Below are 20,044 nucleotides of genomic sequence, written 5' to 3' on the forward strand. Positions count from 1 at the left end.
GCGGCGAAGGCTTCGTTGGCTTCGATCAGGTCCAGTTGCTCCAGGGACCAGCCGGCCTTGTCCAGGCAGCGGCGGGTGGCCGACACCGGGCCGATGCCCATGATCGCCGGGTCGACGCCCGCGTTGGCGTAGGCGGCGATCTTCGCCAGCACCGGCAGGCCCAGGGCCTTGGCCTTGGCGGCGCTCATCAGGATCACCGCGGCGGCGCCGTCGTTCAGCGACGAAGCGTTGCCGGCGGTGACCGTGCCGTCCTTCTTGAAGGCCGGTTTGAGCTTGCCCAGGGATTCGGCGGTGGTGCCGGCGCGCGGCTGCTCGTCGGTGGCGAAGGCCACGGGGTCGCCCTTGCGCTGGGGAATCAGGATCGGGGTGATCTCATCGACAAAGCGCCCGCCTTCGATGGCGGCCACGGCCTTCTGCTGCGAGGCGGCGGCAAAGGCGTCCTGGGCTTCGCGGCTGATGCCGTATTTGTCCACCAGGTTCTCGGCGGTGATGCCCATGTGGTAGTCGTTGAAGGCGTCCCACAGGCCGTCGCTGATCATGCTGTCGACGATCTGGCTATGGCCCATGCGCAGGCCGGTGCGGGCGCCGGGCAACACGTAGTTGGCCAGGCTCATGTTCTCCTGGCCGCCGGCGATGATCACCTCGGCGTCGCCGCAGCGGATCGCCTGGGCGCCCAGGTGCAGGGCCTTGAGGCCGGAGCCGCAGACCTTGTTCAGGGTCAGCGCCGGCACGGCGTGGGGCAGGCCGGCCTTGATCGCGGCCTGGCGCGCGGGGTTCTGCCCGGCGCCGGCGGTGAGCACCTGGCCCATGATCACTTCATCGACCTGGGCGCCGTCCAGGCCGGTCTGGGCCAGCAGCTGGCGGATCACCGCGGCACCGAGATCGACCGCGGGGATATTGGCCAGCGAACCCTGGAAACTGCCGACCGCGGTGCGGGTGGCGGCAACGATTACGACGTCTTGCATGGTCTGGTTGCTCCTCAGGCGAACTGCATTTCAGGCACGTGGGCCGGCACGATCAGCTTGCCGGCGGTCTTGCTGACGATTTCCTCGACGCTCACGCCCGGGGCGCGCTCCTTGAGGATGAACGCGCCGTTCTCGATCTCCAGGTAAGCCAGGTCGGTCAGCACGCGCTTGATGCAGTTGGCGCCGGTCAGCGGCAGGCTGCAGCGCGACAGCAGTTTCGACTCGCCGTCTTTCGAGGCGTGGGTCATGGTGACGATGATGTTTTCCGCGCCGGCCACCAGGTCCATGGCGCCGCCCATGCCCTTGACCAGCTTGCCGGGGATCATCCACGAGGCGATGTTGCCCTGCACGTCGACCTCGAAGGCGCCGAGCACGGTGAGGTCGATATGGCCGCCACGGATCATCGCGAAGGATTCGGCGGAAGAGAAAATCGACGCGCCGATGCGCGCGGTGACGGTCTGCTTGCCGGCGTTGATCATGTCCGCATCGACTTCGTCGTCGGTGGGGAAGGCGCCCATGCCGAGCAGGCCGTTTTCCGATTGCAGCATCACTTCCATGCCGTCGGGGATGTAGTTGGCCACCAGGGTCGGGATGCCGATACCGAGGTTCACGTAGAAGCCGTCCTGCAGTTCGCGGGCGACGCGTTGAGCCATTTGTTCGCGGGTAAGAGCCATTTTTTTATTCTCCGTCAGTCGTTGGGCGGGCGATTACTTGCGCACGGTGCGCTGTTCGATGCGTTTTTCGAACGTGCCGCAAATGATCCGGTCGACGTAGATGCCGGGGGTGTGGATCTGCGTCGGGTCCAGCTCGCCCGGCTCGACGATCTCCTCGACCTCGACCACGGTGATCTTGCCGGCGGTGGCCGCCAGCGGGTTGAAGTTCTGGGCGGTGTGGCGGTAGACCACGTTGCCGAAGTGGTCGGCTTTCCAGCCTTTGACGATGGCGAAGTCGCCAGTGATGGACTCTTCCATCAGGTAGGCGCGGCCGTTGAATTCACGGGTTTCCTTGCCGTCGGCGACCGGGGTGCCGACGCCGGTGGCGGTGAAGAAGGCCGGGATGCCGGCGCCGCCAGCGCGCATTTTTTCGGCCAGGGTGCCTTGCGGGGTCAGCACCACTTCGATTTCGCCGCTCAGCAGTTGCTTCTCGAACAGGGCGTTTTCACCGACGTAGGAGGCCACCACCTTGCTGATCTGCCGGTCTTCCAGCAGCACGCCGAGGCCGAAGCCGTCGACGCCGCAGTTGTTGGAGACCACGGTCAGGTCGCGGGTGCCGCGACGCTTGATCTCGGCGATCAGGTTTTCCGGAATGCCGCACAGGCCGAAGCCGCCGGAGATCACGGTCATGCCGTCCTTGAGACCTTCGAGGGCTTCCTCGTAGGACGCCACGCGCTTGTCGAAACCTGCCATCTGCACATCCTCTTGTTATTGGTATTTGCGTTGCCAGCCGGCTGGCCGGCCGTATGAAGAGAGTGAGCCGCAGTGTTGCGCCGAGGCATTCATTTGTTAAGTTTATTTTTAAGGTTGATTGATTTATAAAACGGGATAATTAGCCGCAAGCCGCAAGCCGCAAGCCGCAAGCCGCAAGCCGCAAGCCGCAAGCCGCAAGCCGCATCTAGCTTGCAGCTTGCAGCTGCCTCTCTCTTGGAGCTCCGAATGACCGTGAAACAGATCCGCGCCTTCCTGGCCGTGGCCCAGAGCCTGAGTTTCGCCGTGGCCTGCGAGCGCCTGCACCTGTCGCAGTCGGCCCTGAGCCTGACCATCAAGGCCCTGGAGGACGGCCTGGGTGGGCGGCTGTTCAGCCGCAACACGCGCAACGTCGCCCTGACCCCGGAAGGCGAGGCCCTGGTGCCCCTGGCGCGGCGGCTGATTGCCGACTGGGACAACGCCGAGGACGAACTGCGCCAGCGCTTCACCCTGCAACGCGGGCGGGTGACCCTGGCGGCCATGCCGTCCTTTGCCGGCAACCTGCTGCCGCCGATCCTCAAGACCTTTCGCGCGCGTTACCCGCAGGTCAACGTCACGGTCAACGACGTGATCAACGAGCAGGTGCTGGAGATGGTCCGCGACCGCCAGGTGGAACTGGGGGTGGCTTTCGAGCCGCAGCAAAGCGCGTCGCTGCAATTCACCCCGCTGTACATCGACCGTTTCGTCGCCGTGGTGCCCAGCGATTCACCCCTGGCCGACCTGAAGGACATCGACTGGCAGTCGTTGCTGGAACAGCCCTTTATCACCCTGCAACGGCCGTCCACGGTGCGGGTGATGCTCGAAGAACATTTGCTGGCGCGGCAGATGAAGTTGCCGGTGGAATTCGAAAGCCATCAGTTGGCGACGGTGGGGCGCATGGTCGCCAGCGGCCTTGGTGTCAGCGCGGTGCCGGCCCTGTGCGCCGGGCAGATGCGCGAGCTGGGCGCGCGTTGCATCACCCTGCGCGACCCGGTGGTGGAACGCGCCATCGGCGTGCTGACCAAGCCCGGGCATGAGCTGTCCAGTGCCGCCCAGGCGCTGTTCGACATTCTGCGTGGGGCCGGTCTGGCCGAGCGCCTGGCGGTGGTTTCCTAGGAGCTCAGGCGTTCGGCCAGCAGCGGCAATAGCTGTTCGCAGGAGGCGGCGATCTTCAGGTCCAGCAGCTCGTCGGCGCGGGTCTTGCCGAAGTTGATGGCGATCAGCGGCTTGCCCTGGTCAGCCATGACCTTGCACAGGCGAAAGGCCGAATAGGCCATCAGGGACGAGCCCACCACCAGCAGGCCGGCGGCCTGCTCGACGCTGTGCAGGGCCTTGGCCGCGGTGGCCTGGGCCACGTTTTCGCCGAAGAACACCACATCCGGTTTCAGCCGTTCGCCATCGCAATGAGGGCAGCGGGGCACCTGGAAACGCTCTTCGAATACCGGGTCGAGCAAGGTGTCGCCGTCGGGTGCCTGCACCGCGTCGACGCCAGTCAGGTAGGGGTTGTGCAGTTCCAGCAACTGCTGGATCGCCTGCCGATCGCTGCGTTGCGTGCAGTCCAGGCAGACCACCCGGTGCAGGTTGCCGTGCAGTTCGATCACGTCGCGGCTGCCGGCCTGGTCGTGCAGGGTGTCGACGTTCTGGGTGATGACCCCGGCGATTTTCTGTCGCGCCTGCAAATGCGCCAAGGCTTCGTGGGCCGCGTTCGGCCGCGCCTGGCGGATCCGCGGCCAGCCGAGCATGGCCCGCGCCCAGTAGCGGCGCCGGGCCTTGGGTTCGGCCAGGAACTCCTGGTACATCATCGGCTGGTTGCCGCGACGCACACCGTCGTTGTCGCGGTAGTCGGGAATCCCCGAAGGGGTGCTGATGCCGGCGCCGGTGAGGACCATGAAGGGGCGCTCGGCCATCAGTCGCTGCAACTGCTCCAGAGGGGTGTCCAGGGTGTCGGTCATGTGCGTCCTCATGCTCTGGTGGTGGCGCTGCGGTCCGCAGCGAGGCCATACCTTGTGCCTGACGAGGAGTTTAGACAAGGGCGCGGAAGCTGGATGGCTGTGCTGCCGTCCAGCTTCCCGGGGCGGGGATTCAGGAAGACTGCGCGCTGTCGTCCTGGGGTTCTTCGCTGGTTTCTTCTTGCCCCGGCAGTTCGGTGATCACGCTGAAGTCACTGACTTCCACCGCGCCCAGGCCGTAGCCCAGCAGGTGGAAGGAGAAGGCCTTGCGCGATTCCGGGTTGGCGAAGCTGAAGTCCATTTCCAGCGGCTGGTCGGGGGTGACCAGCATCTCTTCCGGCAGTCCCAGGGGCACGTCCTGCTCGCGCTCCTTGCCCTTGAGCAGGATGTAGGCGTTCTGCTGCGGGTCGGCCGAGCGCACGGTGAAGCGCACGCGGGTCAGCGAGCCCTTGGGCATTTCCAGGTACTGCGCGCCGATCAGGTTGTCGGCCCAGTCGTCCTTGATCTGCGCTTGCAGCGGGATGATCGCCGGGCTGCCGAACTGGTAGTGCAGGTTCAGCGGCGATTGCAGCAGGGTACGGTCCAGGCCCTCGGCCCGGGCGCTGATCTGGCGCGCGCGCAAGCCGCCGTACTGGCCCTTGAAGGTGGCGCTGTCGGCGATGAAACCGGTGCTGGCGTAGTAGCGGCAGCGCTGCTGGAAATCGCATTCGGTCAGGGTGCCCTGGCCATCGTGATAACGCAGCTTGCCGTTGGTGTAGGACATGATCTCCCGGCCCAGGGCGTAGTCGCGAAACAGCGAGCGGCCGCTGAGGCTGTCCGGCACCTGGAAGCCGAAGTAGTCGAGCACCGAGGCGCTCAGGTCGACATGGCCGTAGGTCCCGGACTTGAGTCTGGGCAGTTGCGCCTGTTCCGGGGCGAGCATCAGGTTGAAGCCCCAGGACGACGCCAGGCGCACGCCATCGATGCCGTGGGACTCATCCGAAGTGATCACCACCAGGGTGTCCTTCAGCACGCCCTGGCGCTCCAGCTGGTCCATGAACTCGCCGATGGCGTCGTCCAGGTAGGCCACCGCGGCCTGCTTGGGTGTGTCGAAGCGGTTGAGGTATTCCTCGGGCGCGGAGTAGGGCTGGTGGGTGCCGACGGTCAGCAGGGTGAGCATCCACGGCTGCTTCTGTTTTTTCAGCTGGCCGACATACTCCAGCGCGCCTTCGAAGAAGGCCTTGTCGTCCTTGCCCCAGGGGAAGTCCAGGTAGTTGGCGTTGCTGAACCACTCCAGGCCGTGGGTCGAGTCGAAGCCGATGTGCGGCATGATCTTGTCTTTGGCCATGAAGCGCAGGCCGGCGCCTTGCAGGTAATGGGTATTGAAACCCTGCTTGCGCAGCTGGGCCGGCAGGCAGGCCTGGTTGCGCTGGCTTTGGGTCAGCAGCTCGATGCCCTTGGGCGTACCGTTGTCGAGCTTGTCGTAGTCGCCGCAGAGCATGGCGTACAGGCCGCGGATGGTCTGGTGGCTGTGCAGTACGTAGTCCGGGGTGTTCATGCCGCGTTCGGCCCAGGCGCCGAGCTTGGGCATCAGGTTGTCCTGGTAGCGGCTGTGCAGGGCCTCGCGGTTGGTCTTGATATAGGCGCCGGGAATGCCTTCCAGGGCGATCACCAGCACGTTGCGCGCCTGGCCCGGGGCGGCCAGCAATGGCTCGCCGTCGAGGTCGAGCTGGGTCAGGCCGGCCATCTGCACCGGCAGCTCGGGCACATCGCCTTCCAGCCATTGTTCCAGCTGCACCTGGCCCTGGCCGGCGGCGGCCGCGAGCAACTGGTGCGGCAGGTTGAACAGGCGCCATTGATCGGCTTCGCTGGGGTTCAGGTATTGCACGCCGCCATGGGCCAGCCACAGCAGCGCCGGGGCGGTCCAGGCATGGCGCGGCAAGCGCGGGGCGCGGGTGCCGCGGGCCGCCCATTGCACGGCCAGCCACAGCGCCAGGCCGGACAGCAGCGCCGCGGCCAGCCAGGGATGAGCCAGGCCACCGCCGGTGGAGTTGCCGACGAACTGCGGGTCGAACAGGTAATGCAGGTCAGAGGCATTGGGCAGGCGGCCCACGGCGCTGACCAGCTCGGCGCTGGCGATGCTCAGCAGGGCCCACACCAGCAGCACCGGCAAGGCCAGCCACCAGGGCCGGCGGTACAGCAGCAGGGTCAACAGGCCCGCGGTGCCCAGGTCCGAGAGATAACCCAAAGGGTCGGACCAGCCGAGCAGCGCACGCGCCACCAGGGGCACGAGCAGCACCAGGCTCAGCAGTGCGCCGAGGGGAGCCAGGGGATGATGGAAAACACGCCGGATGAAATTCACGAAAAACCTGCCAGTCATTAAATCGTCATGCAAATGTGCGCCATGGTAACAACAGCCGGCGGCAAGACGTTTCTTATTCGACAGGGAAATAAGCTCCCGGGCCGCTGGCGAAACGGCCCTGGGCACTGCTGGGCGGCGCCTTGACGCCCGTATTCAGGCGCCTGGCGACGGAGCCAGGGAAGGAGGGATGGCGCTCGGATTTACTATTTCAGAGTGTTTAAAGACGCGCGGCTCCCGGGTTCAGCGCGACCACTTGATGATCAGCCGGGCGAAAAAAGCGCCGCTGACGATCACCGCGAACAGCCGCAGGGTCTGCATGGCCAGCACCAGGCCGACGTCGGCGTGGGTGTCCACCGCGATGATCGTCATGGCGTCCAGGCCGCCGGGGCTGGTGGCGAGGTAGACCGAGAGGAAGTCCTTGTCCAGCCAGTGCGCCAGCAGCCAGGCCGACAGCGCGCAGAGGGCGATCAGCAGCACCGCGCCAAAGATCATCGCCGGCAGGCGGGTCCAGACGTAGCGCAGGGTCGGCCGGTCGAAGCGCAGGCCGATGTAGCAGCCGATGGCGCCGTAGGCCAGGGCCAGCAGCCAGCCGGGCAGGGTGATGTGCAGCAGCCCGGAGATCTGCAGCGCGCCGCCGATCAGCAGCGGCACCAGCAGGGCGCCGGCCGGCACCCGTGAACCGAGCAGCACGCCGAGCACTATGATGCCCAGGGTCAGGCCGAGGTTGAGCAGGGTGAAGGTCTGCAGCACCACTTCGGTGCTGTGGGCCTGGCTGCCGCCGGCCGGGACGCCGATCCAGTGGCTGGCCAGGGCGCCGATCATCACCACGCACACCACCCGCACGTACTGCATGGTGGCCACCACCCGCGAGTCGGCGCCGAAGTCGTCGGCCATCGCCACCATGGCCGAAGCCGCCCCCGGCGCGGTGCCCCAGGCCGCGGTGCTGGGCGGCAGGCCGCCGAGGCGTACCAGCGCCAGGCCGACCAGGGCGCTGAGGCAGACGGTGAGCAGGGTGGCGAACAGCATCACCGGCCAGGACTGGGCCATCGAGGCCAGCACGGCCATGGTCATGGAATGGGCAGCCAGGACCCCGACCGAACCCTGGCCGAGGCGGAAGGCCTGGCGCGGCACGCGGATGCTGGCGCCGCTGATGCCGAAACCGATGGCCACCAGCATCGGCCCGAGGAACTGCCCGGCGGGAACTTCGAAGTGTTTCAGCAACTGCCCGGCGCTGCCGGCGAGGATCAGCAGCGCCAGCCATTGCAGGGCAAGGGGCCAGGCGGACAGGGACAAAGGCGAGGGACGAGGCAAGGGCATTCTCCAGCGCGCTGGCCGTTCCTGTTGCGGGACCGTTGCTACCAGCGCTTCGGAGCAAATTATTGATAGCGCAATTGATCAAGTCCAGTTTCTAATTGTGATCAACCAATAACTCTGGTTTATCGATCATGGACCTGCGCGACCTGACCTATTTCGAAACCATCGCCGAGCTCGGCCACCTCGGGCGCGCGGCGCAGAAGCTCAACCGCAGCCAGCCGGCGCTGACCAAAAGCATCCAGCGCCTGGAGGAATCCTTCGGCACCAAGCTGTTCGAGCGCGACGGGCGGCGGATCAAGCTGACGGCGGTGGGCCTGTTGCTGCAACAGCGCGCCCGGCAGTTGCAGCAGAACATCGCCGAGACCCATCGCGAGGTGCGCGATTTTGCCAGCGGCGTGCTCGGCAATATCCGCCTGGGCTGCGCCGCCAGCATGGCCGAGCACCTGTTGCCGCAGATGACCGCGACCTTGCTGGAGCGCGCCCCGGACATCACCCTGAACCTGGTGATCGGCCAGGACGACGTGCTCCGCGAGTCCCTGCGCTCGGGGCGCCTGGACATGGTGATCTGCCCGCTGTTCGAGGGCGACCCGCACCTGAGCCACCACACCCTGTTCGAAGACCAGGCCGTGGTGGTGGCCAGCCGCGACCACCCGGTGTTCGATACGCCGATGCGCCTGCGCGACCTGTGCGACTACCGCTGGGTGCTGCCGGGGACCGGGGTCTCGGCCCGGCGCTGGATCGACAATGTGTTCCAGAGCCACAAGCTGCCGTTGCCCTCGGTGCAGATCGAGACCAACACCATCTCCCTGCTGCCGCGGCTGATCGCCAAGACCGGGCTGCTCAGCTTCCTGGCCCGGGAAACCCTGGACGACTTCAAGGGCATCGCCCATCTGCGGGAAGTGCCGCTGGCGCAAACCCGCATGCATCGCAGCATCGTGGTGCTGGTGCGGACCGAAGGCTACCTGTCGCCGGCGGCCCAGCTGTTGCTGGATCTGCTCAAGCGGGATGGGCGGCAGTTCTTTACCGCTGATGGGGCGCTGTAGTCCGCGTCAGGTCGATCCGTGTGCGGGGCTTTCCGTCAGCGAGGCGGGAATGTCCCGCATGGCGTGCAGGACGCGCCACACGTCAATGTGGTCGTCGTGCCGGGCGTAGAACACCAGAAAGGGATAGCGATTCAATGGCCAGTAAAGAAGCCCTGGCAAATCGAGCTCATGGGGGTAGCGGGAAAGGCCTGAGGCCGGATGCCGGGCGATATGCGCATAGGCAGCTTGCAGGTCGTCGATGAAGCCCAAGGCTGCCTGCTCGGCCTGTTGAGCCAGGTAGTAGTCGACAGCGTCTTCTACATCCTGAGTGGCCAGGGCCCTTGGAATGACCCGCTGTGCCTTCATTCCTTGCGGACTCTGGCGCGAAGAGCGTCGAAGTAACGATCGTCCACGGGAGTGCCAGGCGCCGATTCAGCACCCGCCAGCAGCAGGCCGCGCAGGTGCTGTCGATCCTGATCCTTGCGGATCAGCTCCCGCACGTACTCGCTGCTGGTGCTGTAGCCCCGCTGGCTGACCTGATCGTCGACGAAGGCCTTGAGGGCTTCTGGCAGGGAAATGTTCATGGTGCTCATGGTTTTGTCCACGTTTGACAAAATTTGCCAAAGTATACGCCTCCAGCCTCACCTTGCCAGCGAGGAACATCAGGGACATGCCGCCGATCCATGGCGCCACGTTGTGCTCCCACCGCAAGGGCCAATCACCAAGCTCGCGGCCAACCGATGCGGTCGTTAGCGTGCCGTTCGCAGTGCCGGTACATGAGTTTCATCGGGGCAACAGACACCGGCTTCAGCGGGTCTCGATCTGCGCCTGCAACTGTCCGCCCACGATAGACACCTCGCGCAACTGCGCGCCGTCGCGGATCACGAACAAGGCATCCATGCCGCGCTCCTGGGCCAACCGCGGTCCCTCGACTTCGCCGAGCACCAACAGCGCGGTGGCCCAGGCATCGGCCAGCATGCAGTTGGCGGCCACCACGCTGACCGAGGCCAGGCGGTTGTCCAGGGGCGCGCCGGTGGCCGGGTCGAGGGTATGGGCATAGGACTGCCCGGCGATCTCCACCCACCGCCGGTAGTCGCCGGAGGTGGCAATGGCCGCATTGCCCAGCTCTATCACCCCCATGACTTGGCGGACCCCACGCAGGGGTTTCTCCAGGGCCACGGTCCAGGGTTGCCCGGCGGGCTTGCTGCCCCTGGCGCGCATTTCGCCGTCGATCCCCACCAGATAGTCACGGATGCCCGAGGCTTCCAGGGCGCGGGCCAGTTCATCGACGCCAAAACCCTTGGCAATGCCATTGAGGTCCAGGCGCAGCTTCGCCCGCTTGCGCAAGCGGTGGCGCCGGGGTTCCAGCTCCAGGGCGTAGCTGGCGGGGGCGAGGCGCTGCCGGCCCAACTCGGCCAGCGCCGGCTGATCCAGTGTCCGGGCCGTGGGGCCGAAGCCCCAGCCCTGGACCAGTTCACCCACGGCGATCTCGAAGGCCCCGGCGGATTGCTCGCTGACCTGCAGCGCCGTGGTGATGACGTTCATCAGTTCCCTGGGCACGCTGACCCAGTGGTGCCTGGGCGCCGAGTTGAGTCGGTTGAGATCGGACGTGGGGTTCCAGCTCGACATCTGTTGCTCAACCCGTTCCACCGCCTGGGTCAGGCGCTCCGCGATGTCTCGGGTAGCGAATCCCGGGGCGGCATAGAACAGCGCGGTGTAGCGGCTGCCCATGGTCGGGCCGTTGAGGCTGTAGCGTTGCAGTCCGGCGGTTTCAGTAGATGTCTTCACGGTAACGTCCTTGGGCCTTGAGGGTCAGTACGCTGAGGTTGAGCGGCGCCAGCACTTCGTCCAGGGCCTGGATCACCCCCTTGGCCATGTCCCGGCTGCCGCAGACCAGCACCTGGGCGCCTTTTTCCACCAGCCGGCGTAGCGCCAGGGCATCGGCGAGCAGCCGGTCCTGCACGTAGCCGCGCGCCGGGACCCGGGAGAAGGCCGCGTGCAGGGCGGTCAGGCGTCGGTCGGCCAGATAGCCCTTGAGTTCCGGCTCGTAGAGGAAGTCCGAGGCCGGGTGGCGCCCGCCCCAGTACAGGTGCATCGGTTGCCGGGCCCGGTTGCCGCGGATAAAGCCCGCCAGGGGGCCGATTCCGGTGCCGGCGCCGATCAGGATCACCGGTTGCGAGCCCTGGACGGGGCGAAATTGCGGGTTGGGCTGGATGAAGCCCTGGATCCGCGCTCCCGCTTGCAGGTCATGGAGAAAGCCCGAGCACAGGCCCCCAGGGTGCTTGCGCACGCAGATCTCCAGGACCCCGTCGGCGCTGCTGCTGGCCAGGGAGTAGAAACGCGGCTGCGCAGTGCCGGGGGGCAGGATGCCCACCAGGTCGCCGGCCTGGAACTCGGGCAAGCCTTGGCCGCTGCCGTCGGCTGGGGTCTTGAAGCGCAGGATCCGGGTCGGTGCCTGGACCTGGGCGCCATAGGCCACGGACTCGACCAGCTCCAGGTCATGGCTGGGCGGGGTTTGGCTGTGGTGCTGCAAGTCCAGCTCCAGCCCCAGGGCCGCTCCCAGCGCCTGGCCCCAGCGCTGGAACTCCTGGGCGCACTGGCGATGGATGCAGTCCAGGGGCAGCAGGGGGCGCGCACCGCTGGCGGCCAGGGCGTTCTGCACTTGCTCGGCGAAGCCGCAGAAGCGTGGGAACTGGCGGTCGCCAAAACCCAGCACGGCAAATGGCAGCCCCGGCCCCGGCGGGTTTTGCCCCAGGCGCGCGAGAAAAGCCGTGGCCGAGGCCGGGGCATCGCCATCGCCGTGGGTGGCCGTGAGGATCAGCAGGTGGCGCGCCTTGGGGTAATCGCTTTGCAACTGGTTCATCGGTGCGCTGTGGACCTTGATCCCGGCCATCACCAGGGCCTGGTGCAAGGTGTGGGCAAAGCCCCAGGTACTGTTGTTCTCGCTGCCCACCAGGATCACGCAGTCGGCGTTGGCGGCCGTGCTGTTGTCGTGGATCGGCGTGGCGCCTTGGCGCCGGCGCCACCACAGCCACAGGCCGGTGACGCTCATCAGCGGCACGCCCAGGGCGCAGGTCCCCAGCAGCAGGCCCAGCCACCACAGGCCTTCGCCAGTGTGCAGTTGGTAGATGAATGCATAGGCCTGATGCGCGCCGGCGTAGGGCTGGAAGGACAGCAGGGCGCCGCTGGCCTGGTCGACATAGCCCTCGCCGGCGGTGGTGCGCAGGCTGTACAGGTCCTGGGGGTTGCCAGGGCTGGGGTAGACCAGCTCGCGCAGGTCATTCAGGTCCAGGGCCTGCAACGCCGGCAGGCTGGCCACCGGCAAGGCCGGGCCGGCGCTGACTGGGGTGGGGACGGCCGGTTCGGCCTGGCTGCCGTCGGCAATCAAGCCGAAGGTGCCGGCCGACAGGTACAACCCGCTCAGGGCCGACAGCAGCAGGCCCAGGGTGGTCAGGCGTCCGAGTTCGGCGTGCCAGCGCTGGCTGAAGCTGCCCCGCAAGGGCCGCAGCAGGTTGCCCCAGCCGCCGACGCGGCGGGCCAGCAACACGGCACCGGAGCACGCCAGCAAAAGCATTGCCAGGGCGCCCAGGGCCGATACGGCGTGGCCCGTCGTGTCGAGAAACAGCGAGCGGTGCAGCTCCTTGACCCAGCGGGCAAACACTGAGGGTGCGTAGGGCGCGAGCACCGAGCCGGTCAGCGGGTCGACCGTGCTGGCCAGCGCCTGGCCGTCCTGGCTGTGGTAGACGATCACCGAGCCCGAGGGCGTGCGCCGGATCTGCTCGATCCCGCTCAGATGGCCGGCAATGCGTCCGGCCAGTTGCCCGACCGAGACTTGCGCCACGGCCGGTTGGGGTGTGTGCAGGCGTTCCAGCGCCGGGCTCAGTGCCAGGGTCGCGCCGCTGATGGCCAGCAGCATCACCAGCAGGGCGGCGATCAGCCCGGGAATCGAATGCAACGAGCGCAACATGGTTGTGCCTCCTGACGGCGTGGGCATTACAGGTCGTAGCGCAGGGATTGCACGTAGGTGCTGCCGCTGGCCGGCTGGCCTGCGCCCTGGAGTGTCAGGGGCAGGACCACGTCGGCGCGGACATCGCGCTGGTCCTCCACGGCGCTGTCGATGCGGATCTGATACCCGGCGTCGATCAGGCTGTCCGCCAGCTCGGCGCTGACGGTCAGGGTCTCGCCGCTGCCGACGCTGGCACCGCTGATGCCGTCGTACTGGGCGGCGGCCATGCGGCTGCCCCGGGCCCAGTCCGGCAGGTGCTTGTAGTACTTGGCCTTCTTGCCGGCGACCCACAGGGTCTGCTGGTAGGTGCCATTGGCGTCGGTGAGGTAGATCGCCAGGTAAGCGTCATTGCCGCCGTAGTCCTTCAGACGGGTGGTCAGGGTCACTTCACGGGCCTGGGCCAGCCCAGGCAAGGCCAGAACCGCGGCGAGGCAACTGGCGACGACAAGCTTGTTCATGAGGGTGTCCTTTTCAAGTGATGTGGCTGCAGCCTGAGCCGCTTAGCTGACAGCAACCTGAAGGACGTTGAAAAAACTTCGAGGCCGGGCGAATGGGCTTTTCATGATCTGGCTCCGGCTGTCGCGGGGCGTGTGTGGCTACCCTGATGAGGGGTTTTTGATGGCCAGCTGAATCTTCAGGTTGGCGTCAGGTTCGGCGGTTAAGGTGCGTCACCACACAGATCAGGGGAGGGCGTCATGCGGGTGTTATTGATCGAGGACGCGGCGGTACTCGGGGAAGCGGTGCGCGAGCAGATTGCCGACGATGGCCACGCCGTGGATTGGGTGCAGCGCCTGGAGCAGGCCCGGGCCAGTGTCGCCAGCACAGCCTACGACCTGATCCTGCTGGACCTGATGCTGCCCGACGGGCGCGGCCTGGAATTCCTGCGCCAGCGCCGCGGTGCCGGGGACGTGACGCCGGTGATCATCCTCACCGCCCAGGACCAGATTTCCGAGCGCATCGCCGGGCTCAACGCCGGTGCCGACGATTACCTGGTCAAGCCCTTCGACTTGTTTGAGCTCTCGGCGCGGGTCGCGGCGGTGGCCCGGCGCTACAGTGGCAACCCCAACCCGCAGATCCGCCTCGGCGAGCTGCAGGTGAACATCAGCGCCCGCACCGTGCAGCGCGGTGGCGCCATCATCGATCTCACCGCCCGTGAGTGGGCGGTGTTCGAGGCCTTTGTCCAGCGCCCCAGCGCCTTGCTCTCCAAGTCCCAGCTGGAGGAGCGGCTGTATGCCTTCGGCGCGGAGATCGAGAGCAACACCATCGAGGTCTACGTCAGCCGGCTGCGCAAGAAACTCGGGCGCGAACTGATCGAAACCGTGCGCGGCATGGGCTACCGGCTGATGCCCGGATGAAGCGTCCGACCAGCCTGCAAAAGCGCCTGAGCCTGGGGCTGACCCTGGGCATGACCCTGCTCTGGCTGGGGGCCACCGCCGGCACCTGGCTGGCGGTCCAGCATGAGTTGGAAGAAACCTTCGACAGCGCCCTGGAAGCCACGGCCCAGCGCATCCTGCCCCTGGCCGCGCTGGAGATCGGCAACCGTTCCGGGCCGCGCCGGGCCCGGCATGTGGCGACCCTGAAGATGGACAGCGAATACCTGACCTACGTGGTGCGCGACGCCGAGGGGCAGATTCTGATGCGCTCCCACGACGCCAAGCTGAAGATCTTCAGCCACCGGCCCAGCCCCGGGTTTACCACCCGGGGCAAATACCGCTTGTACAGCGCCAGCGCCGAGAACGACTCGATCGTCATCGAGATCGCCGAGCCCCTGGCCCAGCGCCGCGAAGCTTCCCGGGAGGCGCTGTTCGCCTTGCTGGTGCCCTTGCTCGGGTTGATTCCCATCAGCCTGCTGGGCACCTGGCTGTTCGTGCGCATCAGCCTGCGCAGCGTCCTGGCCTACCGGCGAGCGGTGGAGGCCCGGGGGGTGGGCGACCTGTCACCGATCAAGGTGGCGCGCCTGCCGGCGGAAATCGATCCCCTGGCCGAAGCGGTCAATCATTTGCTGGAGCGCTTGCGCAAAGCCCTGGAAACCGAGCGCAGCTTTACCGCCAACAGCGCCCATGAATTGCGCACGCCCCTGGCGGCGACCCTGGCGCAGATCCAGCGCCTGCGCCACGAAGCCCCGGAGGGGCCGTTGCAGCTACGGGCGGCGAAGATCGAGAACGCCCTGCGGGAGCTGGCCCGGCTCTCGGAAAAACTTATGCAATTGGCCAAGGCCGAGGGCGGCGGGCTGTTGTCCGAAACCCCCGAGGACTTGATTCCGCTGCTGGCCCATGGCGTGGAGGAGTGGAATCGCGGCGCTGCGCCGCGCATCCGGCTGCAGTTGCCGCAGACGCCCCGGGTGTGTGCTGCCATCGACCCGGACGCTTTTGGCATCCTGCTGCGCAACTTGATCGAAAACGCCCTGAAGTACGGCGATCCGTTGCAGCCGGTAGACGTCAGCCTTGGCGCCGATGGTTGCCTGCGGGTGGTCAATGGCGGACCGGTGGTGTCGCCGCCAGTGCTGCAACGCCTGACCGAGCGTTTTGTCCGCGGCAACAGCGAGGCCAGCGGCTCCGGCCTGGGGCTGGCGATCGCCCAGAGCATCGTTCACGGCGTGGGCGGCGAACTGCACCTGGCATCACCGGCCAGTGGCCGTTGCGATGGGTTCGAAGTGCGCGTGCAATTTCCCGTGTAGGGCCGGCGTGCGAAGGCGCCGCCGGCTCCAGGGGGTTGGGTCGTGGGGGCGGGCTTACTCGCCGCGAATGTACTGTTCCAGCTGGCGGATCAGGTCGGCCTGTTCGGCGATGGCTTCCTTGACCAGGTCGCCGATCGACAGCAGGCCCAGCAACTGGCCGTCTTCCACCACCGGCAGGTGCCGCAGGTGGCTGTCGGTCATGATGCCCATGCAGGTTTCCACGCTCTGGTGCGAGTCCACGGTGATCACCGGCGAACTCATGATCGCGCTGACCGGCGTGCCCACCGAGGAGCGGCCGTGCAGCACCAGCTTGCGCGCGTAGTCGCGTTCGCTGATCACCCCGACCACTTCGCCGTTCTGCATCACGGGCAGGGCGCCGACGTTCTTCTCGGCCATCAGCATCAGCGCCTCGAGCACCATCTGGTGGGGCGCGATGGTGTGCACTTGCTGGTTGTGCTTGGCCTTCAACTTCAGTACTTCAGCGACGCTCTTCATGGGGCGCTCCTGTTGTTTTGCCTGGGACGGCCTGGCGCCGCCCCGCGGGGGTCTCTACAGAATCGTAGAGAGTGAACGAAGGGGCAAGGTTGAAAGCGGCGCCCACAGGAGGAAAAACGTCACTGAATCGTTTCTGCCTGGAAAGCGCCCCATCCAGGAGCGCCCTGGCGCTACTCAATGGCCGAAACGCGCCAGGGAAAACGCGCTCAAATCGATCTCGCTGCGTCCGTCCACCAGTTGCTGGGCCAGGGCTTCGCCAATCGCCGCCGAGTGCTTGAAGCCGTGGCCGGAACAGGCGCTGACCACCGTGACATTGGCCAGGCGCGGATGCTCGTCGATGATGAAGTGCGAGTCCGGGGTCACGGTGTAGGCGCAGACCGCGGACTTCACCCGTTGCGACGTGACCCCGGCGATATTGACCTGTACCAGATCGCGGTACATCGCCTCGCTCTGCGCCGCGCTGACCTGGCGGTCCAGGCTGTCCGGCGTCGAGGTCTCGCTGTACTGCTCGGTGGCGATCTTCATGCTGCCTTCGCCGGGTATCGGCGGAAAGCCGTAGCAGGTCTGCTCGTCGCTGGCGCCGTGGACGATAAAGCTCGGCGAGTGCTCGGGAAAAATCACCGGTTCCGCCAGTTGGTACCAGTACAAGGTCTGCCGGCACACCCGCAGCAACTTGTCGAACGGCGCGCCGAGCAATTGGCTGGACCACATGCCGGCGCAGACCACCACCTTGGCCGCGCTGATGCGCCGGTGCTGGCTGGTGATTTGCACCAGATCCTGCTCGTTTTTGATATCCAGCACCGTCTCGCCGGTGATCAGCGTCGCGCCCAACTGGCGGGCCAGGCTCAGCTGCGCATCGATGCAACGCTCCGGCCGCACATAACCGCCGCCGGGTTCGAAGTAGCCCAGGGAGCTGTCGTGGATCGGCGTGAACTGCGGGAAGCGTTGGCGGATCTGCGTGGCGTCCAGCACCTCATGCTCGATGCCGAACTGGCGGGCCAGGGCCAGGGTGTTTTCAGTGAAATCCGGCGTGGCGTCCTGGCCGCTCGGGGTGGCGCTGGAGGTCATCACCAGTACGCCGCACTGCTCGAACAACGGCTGCTCTGTCGGTACATCCAGCTGCGCTTCCAGCTCGCGCCAGATCTGCTGCGCGCGGATCGCCAGCGGCACATAGGCCGCGCCTTCACCCACCGCCTGGCGGGTGATGCGGGTGTCGCCATGGCTCGAACCCTGGTCGTGGGGCGGGGCAAAACGGTCGATGCCGGCCACCTTCACCCCACGCTTGGCCAACTGGTACAGGGTCGCGGCGCCCATGGCGCCCAGGCCTACTACAACAACGTCGAACGCGGGTGTCTGCATGGCAGTGTCCTTGAAAGTGGCGGCTCAGCGGCGATTGATGTTGGCCAGGGTCATGGGCGCGATGAGCCGGTGGAACGGCGCCACCGGCAGCATGTACAGGCGCCCCAGCAGGTTGTGCGGATGGACCACGGTGGACAGCACCACCGGGCGTAGGCCCTCGGCGGTCAGCGGCAGGCGGTTGAGGGACAGGTACACGTCCAGGTGCTTGTCGCGGTCCACCACCAGCACCTCGTCGGGGGCCTGGGCAACCAGGGTGAAGATGCCGACCCGGTCGTCCGGCCGGTAATCCTCGTCCGCCCTGGCCAGGTCGATGCGTGTCAGGCGCCCCAGGTCCTTGAGGCCGAACAACTGCACCACACGGTTGCGCAGGCCCATCATCCGGTCGATCCAGGCCGGGGTCTGGCTCATCAGGTTGAGCAGGTGGCGCATGGCCGTGCGCTCGGGGTCGTTGGCCAGCACCTGGCGGCAATCGATGAAGCTCGCCCCGACCGCCAGGTTGGCAATGCTGGATTGACTGGGCAATGGACAAGGCTGGACAGCGGTCTGCATCGATACGGTTCCCTGTAAACGTGGCGATGCCCGGCTGCACCGCAAGCGGCGAAAAATATCATTGTTTGTGGTTGGGGGGACCCGCTGGATGATGCCGCGCCCCTGTAGCCGCTGCCGAGCCCGCGAGGCTGCGACAAGGCCCGCAGGGCCTTCATCGCTCTTGAGATCGCCGCGCCCCTTCGGGTCGATCGCAGCCTGCGGCAGCGGCTACAGGGTTTTGTGCGGCCTGAAAGCAAAAAAGGCGCCCGAGGAGGGCGCCAAGGAGTCACCTGAACCGAGGGAGCCAGGCGAGCCCGTTCGCAGGGGTGTCGCGGTGGTAAGGCGCGACTGAACGGAAGAGGGCAGCAGCGCCCGCCGCGATGGCCGGGCGGGCGCGGGCTGTCATTTGCCGAGCTTGATCCGCGTCCAGCCACGGTTCATCACGCGCTGGATAGCGATCGGCTGGTCGGGCACCGCGTACAGGGTGGCGAGCACCGCTTGCGGCGGGTACGAGGCCGGGTCGTTGCGGATGGCTTCGTCCACCAGCGGCGTGGCGGCGGCGTTGGCGTTGCTGTAGCCGAGGCTGTTGGTGACCTCGGCGATGATGTCCGGGCGCATCAGGAAGTTCATGAACAGGTAGGCGTTGTCGACGTTGGCCGCGTCCTTGGGCATGGCCATCATGTCGTAGAAACTGCCGGCGCCTTCCTTGGGAATGCTGAAGGCGACCTTCTCCTTGTTACCGGCCTCTTCGGCGCGCGAACGGGCCTGCAGCACGTCGCCGGAGTAACCCACGGCCACGCAGATGTTGCCGTTGGCCAGGTCGGAGATGTACTTGGAGGAATGGAAGTAGGTCACCGAAGGACGGATCTTCATGAACAGCGCCTCGGCCTCGAGGATCTGCGCCTTGTCCTTGCTGGTCACCGGGTAGCCCAGGTAGTGCAGGGCGGCGGGGAGCATTTCCGTTGGCGAGTCGAGGAAGCTGATGCCGCAGGCCTTGAGCTTCTCGGCGTTCTCCGGCTTGAACAGCAGGTCCCAGGAGTTGGTCGGCGCGTCGCTACCCAGCACCGCCTTGACCTTGTCCGGGTTGTAGCCGATACCGATCGAGCCCCACATGTAAGGGAAGGCGTGGGCGTTGCCCGGGTCGCTGGCGGCGGCGTTCTGCAGCAGCACCGGGTTGAGGTTCTTCCAGTTCGGCAGCCGCGACTTGTCCAGTTCCTGGTAGACCCCGGCCTTGATCTGCTTGGCCAAGAAACTGTTGGAAGGCACCACGATGTCATAGCCGGACTTGCCGGTGAGCAGGCGCGCTTCCAGGGTTTCGTTGCTGTCGAAGACGTCGTAGGTGACGTGGATGCCGGTCTCGGCCTCGAACTTTTTCAGGGTGTCCGGGGCGATATAGTCCGACCAGTTGTAGACACGCAGCTCCTTGTCGTTGGCCTGGGCGCCGGTAACCAGGGCGCCCATCAGGGACAGTGATAGCAGAGTCCTGCCAAGCATTTTCATCGGTACAACTCCATTTCTTATTGTGCAGATTGCTGCATGTGGAACGTGGGGTGTCAGGTTGCACGTCTTCGCGAGCAAGCTCGCTCCTACAGGGAGGGTGCATGTCTGTAGGAGCGAGCTTGCTCGCGATCCAGGCGCCGCTGTGTGTCGTGAGCGCGACGGCCTAGGCCGTCGTCGCTTGCATGCGCCGTTGCGCAGCGGGTTGGAACGCTTCGTTGGCGGTGTATTCCATGGCTTCCTGGATCGCCCGCTTGCGGGCCGCTTCGGCGCGCCGGCCGAAGTACCAGACCAGGAAAGTCACCAGCGACACCGCCAGCAGGATCAGGCTGGCCACCGCGTTGATCTCCGGTTTCACCCCGAGGCGCACCGCCGAGAACACTTCCATCGGCAGGGTGGTGGAACCCGGGCCGGAGACGAAGCTCGCCAGCACCAGGTCGTCCAGGGAC

General features: G+C 66.4%; 19 protein-coding genes and 1 pseudogene. 4 read left to right on the top strand and 16 right to left on the bottom strand.

The features are described from left to right. From PVZ78_RS21060 to PVZ78_RS21070, 3 genes are all read right to left on the bottom strand, one after another. Positions 1 to 965 (bottom strand): acetyl-CoA C-acyltransferase (locus tag PVZ78_RS21060; RefSeq protein WP_273829202.1); only part of this gene is annotated, 965 nt, incomplete at its 3' end. A 14-nt stretch (positions 966 to 979) separates the two neighbouring features. Beyond that, on the bottom strand, positions 980 to 1,639 hold the full coding sequence (locus PVZ78_RS21065) for a CoA transferase subunit B (protein ID WP_016703337.1): 660 nt from the start codon (positions 1,637 to 1,639) through the stop codon (positions 980 to 982). Positions 1,640 to 1,672: 33 nt separating this feature from the next. Beyond that, entirely contained in the window at positions 1,673 to 2,371 is a 699-nt protein-coding gene (locus tag PVZ78_RS21070) for a CoA transferase subunit A (RefSeq protein ID WP_007920583.1), read from the bottom strand. A 246-nt stretch (positions 2,372 to 2,617) separates the two neighbouring features. Between PVZ78_RS21070 and PVZ78_RS21075 the strand changes: the two genes are divergently transcribed. After that, entirely contained in the window at positions 2,618 to 3,523 is a 906-nt protein-coding gene (locus tag PVZ78_RS21075) for a LysR family transcriptional regulator (RefSeq protein ID WP_009048268.1), read from the top strand. Here the strand turns inward: PVZ78_RS21075 and PVZ78_RS21080 are convergent. From PVZ78_RS21080 to PVZ78_RS21090, 3 genes are all read right to left on the bottom strand, one after another. Next, the gene (locus PVZ78_RS21080; RefSeq protein WP_009048269.1) at positions 3,520 to 4,359 is read right to left on the bottom strand and encodes an NAD-dependent protein deacetylase; all 840 of its coding nucleotides are present in this window, start codon (positions 4,357 to 4,359) and stop codon (positions 3,520 to 3,522) included. The two genes, PVZ78_RS21075 and PVZ78_RS21080, sit on opposite strands and share 4 nt — an antisense overlap. 130 nt (positions 4,360 to 4,489) lie before the next feature. Continuing rightward, positions 4,490 to 6,715 carry an LTA synthase family protein gene (locus PVZ78_RS21085; protein ID WP_273829203.1) on the bottom strand — a complete coding sequence of 742 codons (2,226 nt, stop codon included), beginning with the start codon at positions 6,713 to 6,715 and terminating at the stop codon, positions 4,490 to 4,492. 222 nt (positions 6,716 to 6,937) lie between these two features. Beyond that, entirely contained in the window at positions 6,938 to 8,014 is a 1,077-nt protein-coding gene (locus tag PVZ78_RS21090; RefSeq protein WP_037005814.1) for an AbrB family transcriptional regulator, read from the bottom strand. 128 nt (positions 8,015 to 8,142) lie between these two features. Here PVZ78_RS21090 and PVZ78_RS21095 point away from each other — a divergent pair, with 128 nt between their 5' ends. Beyond that, the gene (locus tag PVZ78_RS21095; RefSeq protein WP_009048272.1) at positions 8,143 to 9,054 is read left to right on the top strand and encodes a LysR family transcriptional regulator; all 912 of its coding nucleotides are present in this window, start codon (positions 8,143 to 8,145) and stop codon (positions 9,052 to 9,054) included. Positions 9,055 to 9,060: 6 nt separating this feature from the next. Here PVZ78_RS21095 and PVZ78_RS21100 read toward each other — a convergent pair whose 3' ends face one another. From PVZ78_RS21100 to PVZ78_RS21120, 5 genes are all read right to left on the bottom strand, one after another. Next, the gene (locus tag PVZ78_RS21100; protein ID WP_273829204.1) at positions 9,061 to 9,399 is read right to left on the bottom strand and encodes a type II toxin-antitoxin system RelE/ParE family toxin; all 339 of its coding nucleotides are present in this window, start codon (positions 9,397 to 9,399) and stop codon (positions 9,061 to 9,063) included. After that, positions 9,396 to 9,626: a type II toxin-antitoxin system ParD family antitoxin gene (locus tag PVZ78_RS21105; protein ID WP_009048274.1), complete on the bottom strand. Its 231-nt coding sequence runs from the start codon at positions 9,624 to 9,626 to the stop codon at positions 9,396 to 9,398. The genes PVZ78_RS21100 and PVZ78_RS21105 overlap by 4 nt, the downstream gene beginning before the upstream one ends. A gap of 214 nt (positions 9,627 to 9,840) precedes the next feature. Further along, on the bottom strand, positions 9,841 to 10,821 hold the full coding sequence (locus tag PVZ78_RS21110; RefSeq protein WP_273829205.1) for an FAD:protein FMN transferase: 981 nt from the start codon (positions 10,819 to 10,821) through the stop codon (positions 9,841 to 9,843). Beyond that, complete coding sequence (locus PVZ78_RS21115) at positions 10,805 to 13,000, bottom strand: PepSY domain-containing protein (RefSeq protein ID WP_273829206.1); 2,196 nt, start codon at positions 12,998 to 13,000, stop codon at positions 10,805 to 10,807. The genes PVZ78_RS21110 and PVZ78_RS21115 overlap by 17 nt, the downstream gene beginning before the upstream one ends. A gap of 26 nt (positions 13,001 to 13,026) precedes the next feature. Further along, positions 13,027 to 13,497: a DUF2271 domain-containing protein gene (locus tag PVZ78_RS21120; RefSeq protein ID WP_016703346.1), complete on the bottom strand. Its 471-nt coding sequence runs from the start codon at positions 13,495 to 13,497 to the stop codon at positions 13,027 to 13,029. A gap of 237 nt (positions 13,498 to 13,734) precedes the next feature. Here PVZ78_RS21120 and PVZ78_RS21125 point away from each other — a divergent pair, with 237 nt between their 5' ends. Beyond that, a complete protein-coding gene (locus tag PVZ78_RS21125) occupies positions 13,735 to 14,394 on the top strand; it encodes a response regulator transcription factor (protein ID WP_053268685.1) in 660 nt (219 codons plus the stop codon). Beyond that, the gene (locus PVZ78_RS21130) at positions 14,391 to 15,716 is read left to right on the top strand and encodes an ATP-binding protein (protein WP_198920051.1); all 1,326 of its coding nucleotides are present in this window, start codon (positions 14,391 to 14,393) and stop codon (positions 15,714 to 15,716) included. The genes PVZ78_RS21125 and PVZ78_RS21130 overlap by 4 nt, the downstream gene beginning before the upstream one ends. Positions 15,717 to 15,770: 54 nt before the next feature. Here PVZ78_RS21130 and PVZ78_RS21135 read toward each other — a convergent pair whose 3' ends face one another. The 5 genes and pseudogenes from PVZ78_RS21135 to PVZ78_RS21155 all read right to left on the bottom strand — a co-directional run. Beyond that, the gene (locus PVZ78_RS21135; RefSeq protein WP_007930897.1) at positions 15,771 to 16,211 is read right to left on the bottom strand and encodes a CBS domain-containing protein; all 441 of its coding nucleotides are present in this window, start codon (positions 16,209 to 16,211) and stop codon (positions 15,771 to 15,773) included. 174 nt (positions 16,212 to 16,385) lie between these two features. Continuing rightward, positions 16,386 to 17,570: an N-methyl-L-tryptophan oxidase gene (gene solA, locus PVZ78_RS21140; protein WP_135006403.1), complete on the bottom strand. Its 1,185-nt coding sequence runs from the start codon at positions 17,568 to 17,570 to the stop codon at positions 16,386 to 16,388. 24 nt (positions 17,571 to 17,594) lie between these two features. Then, positions 17,595 to 18,119 carry a DUF2867 domain-containing protein gene (locus PVZ78_RS21145; RefSeq protein WP_009048281.1) on the bottom strand — a complete coding sequence of 175 codons (525 nt, stop codon included), beginning with the start codon at positions 18,117 to 18,119 and terminating at the stop codon, positions 17,595 to 17,597. A 381-nt stretch (positions 18,120 to 18,500) separates the two neighbouring features. Next, entirely contained in the window at positions 18,501 to 19,598 is a 1,098-nt protein-coding gene (locus tag PVZ78_RS21150) for a polyamine ABC transporter substrate-binding protein (RefSeq protein ID WP_009048282.1), read from the bottom strand. A gap of 163 nt (positions 19,599 to 19,761) precedes the next feature. Then, positions 19,762 to 20,044 (bottom strand): annotated as a pseudogene (locus PVZ78_RS21155) (putrescine ABC transporter permease PotI); the annotation flags it as partial.

This window comes from Pseudomonas sp. SBT1-2 (assembly GCF_028640875.1).
GTDB classification, from domain to species: Bacteria; Pseudomonadota; Gammaproteobacteria; order Pseudomonadales; family Pseudomonadaceae; genus Aquipseudomonas; species Aquipseudomonas chlororaphis_I.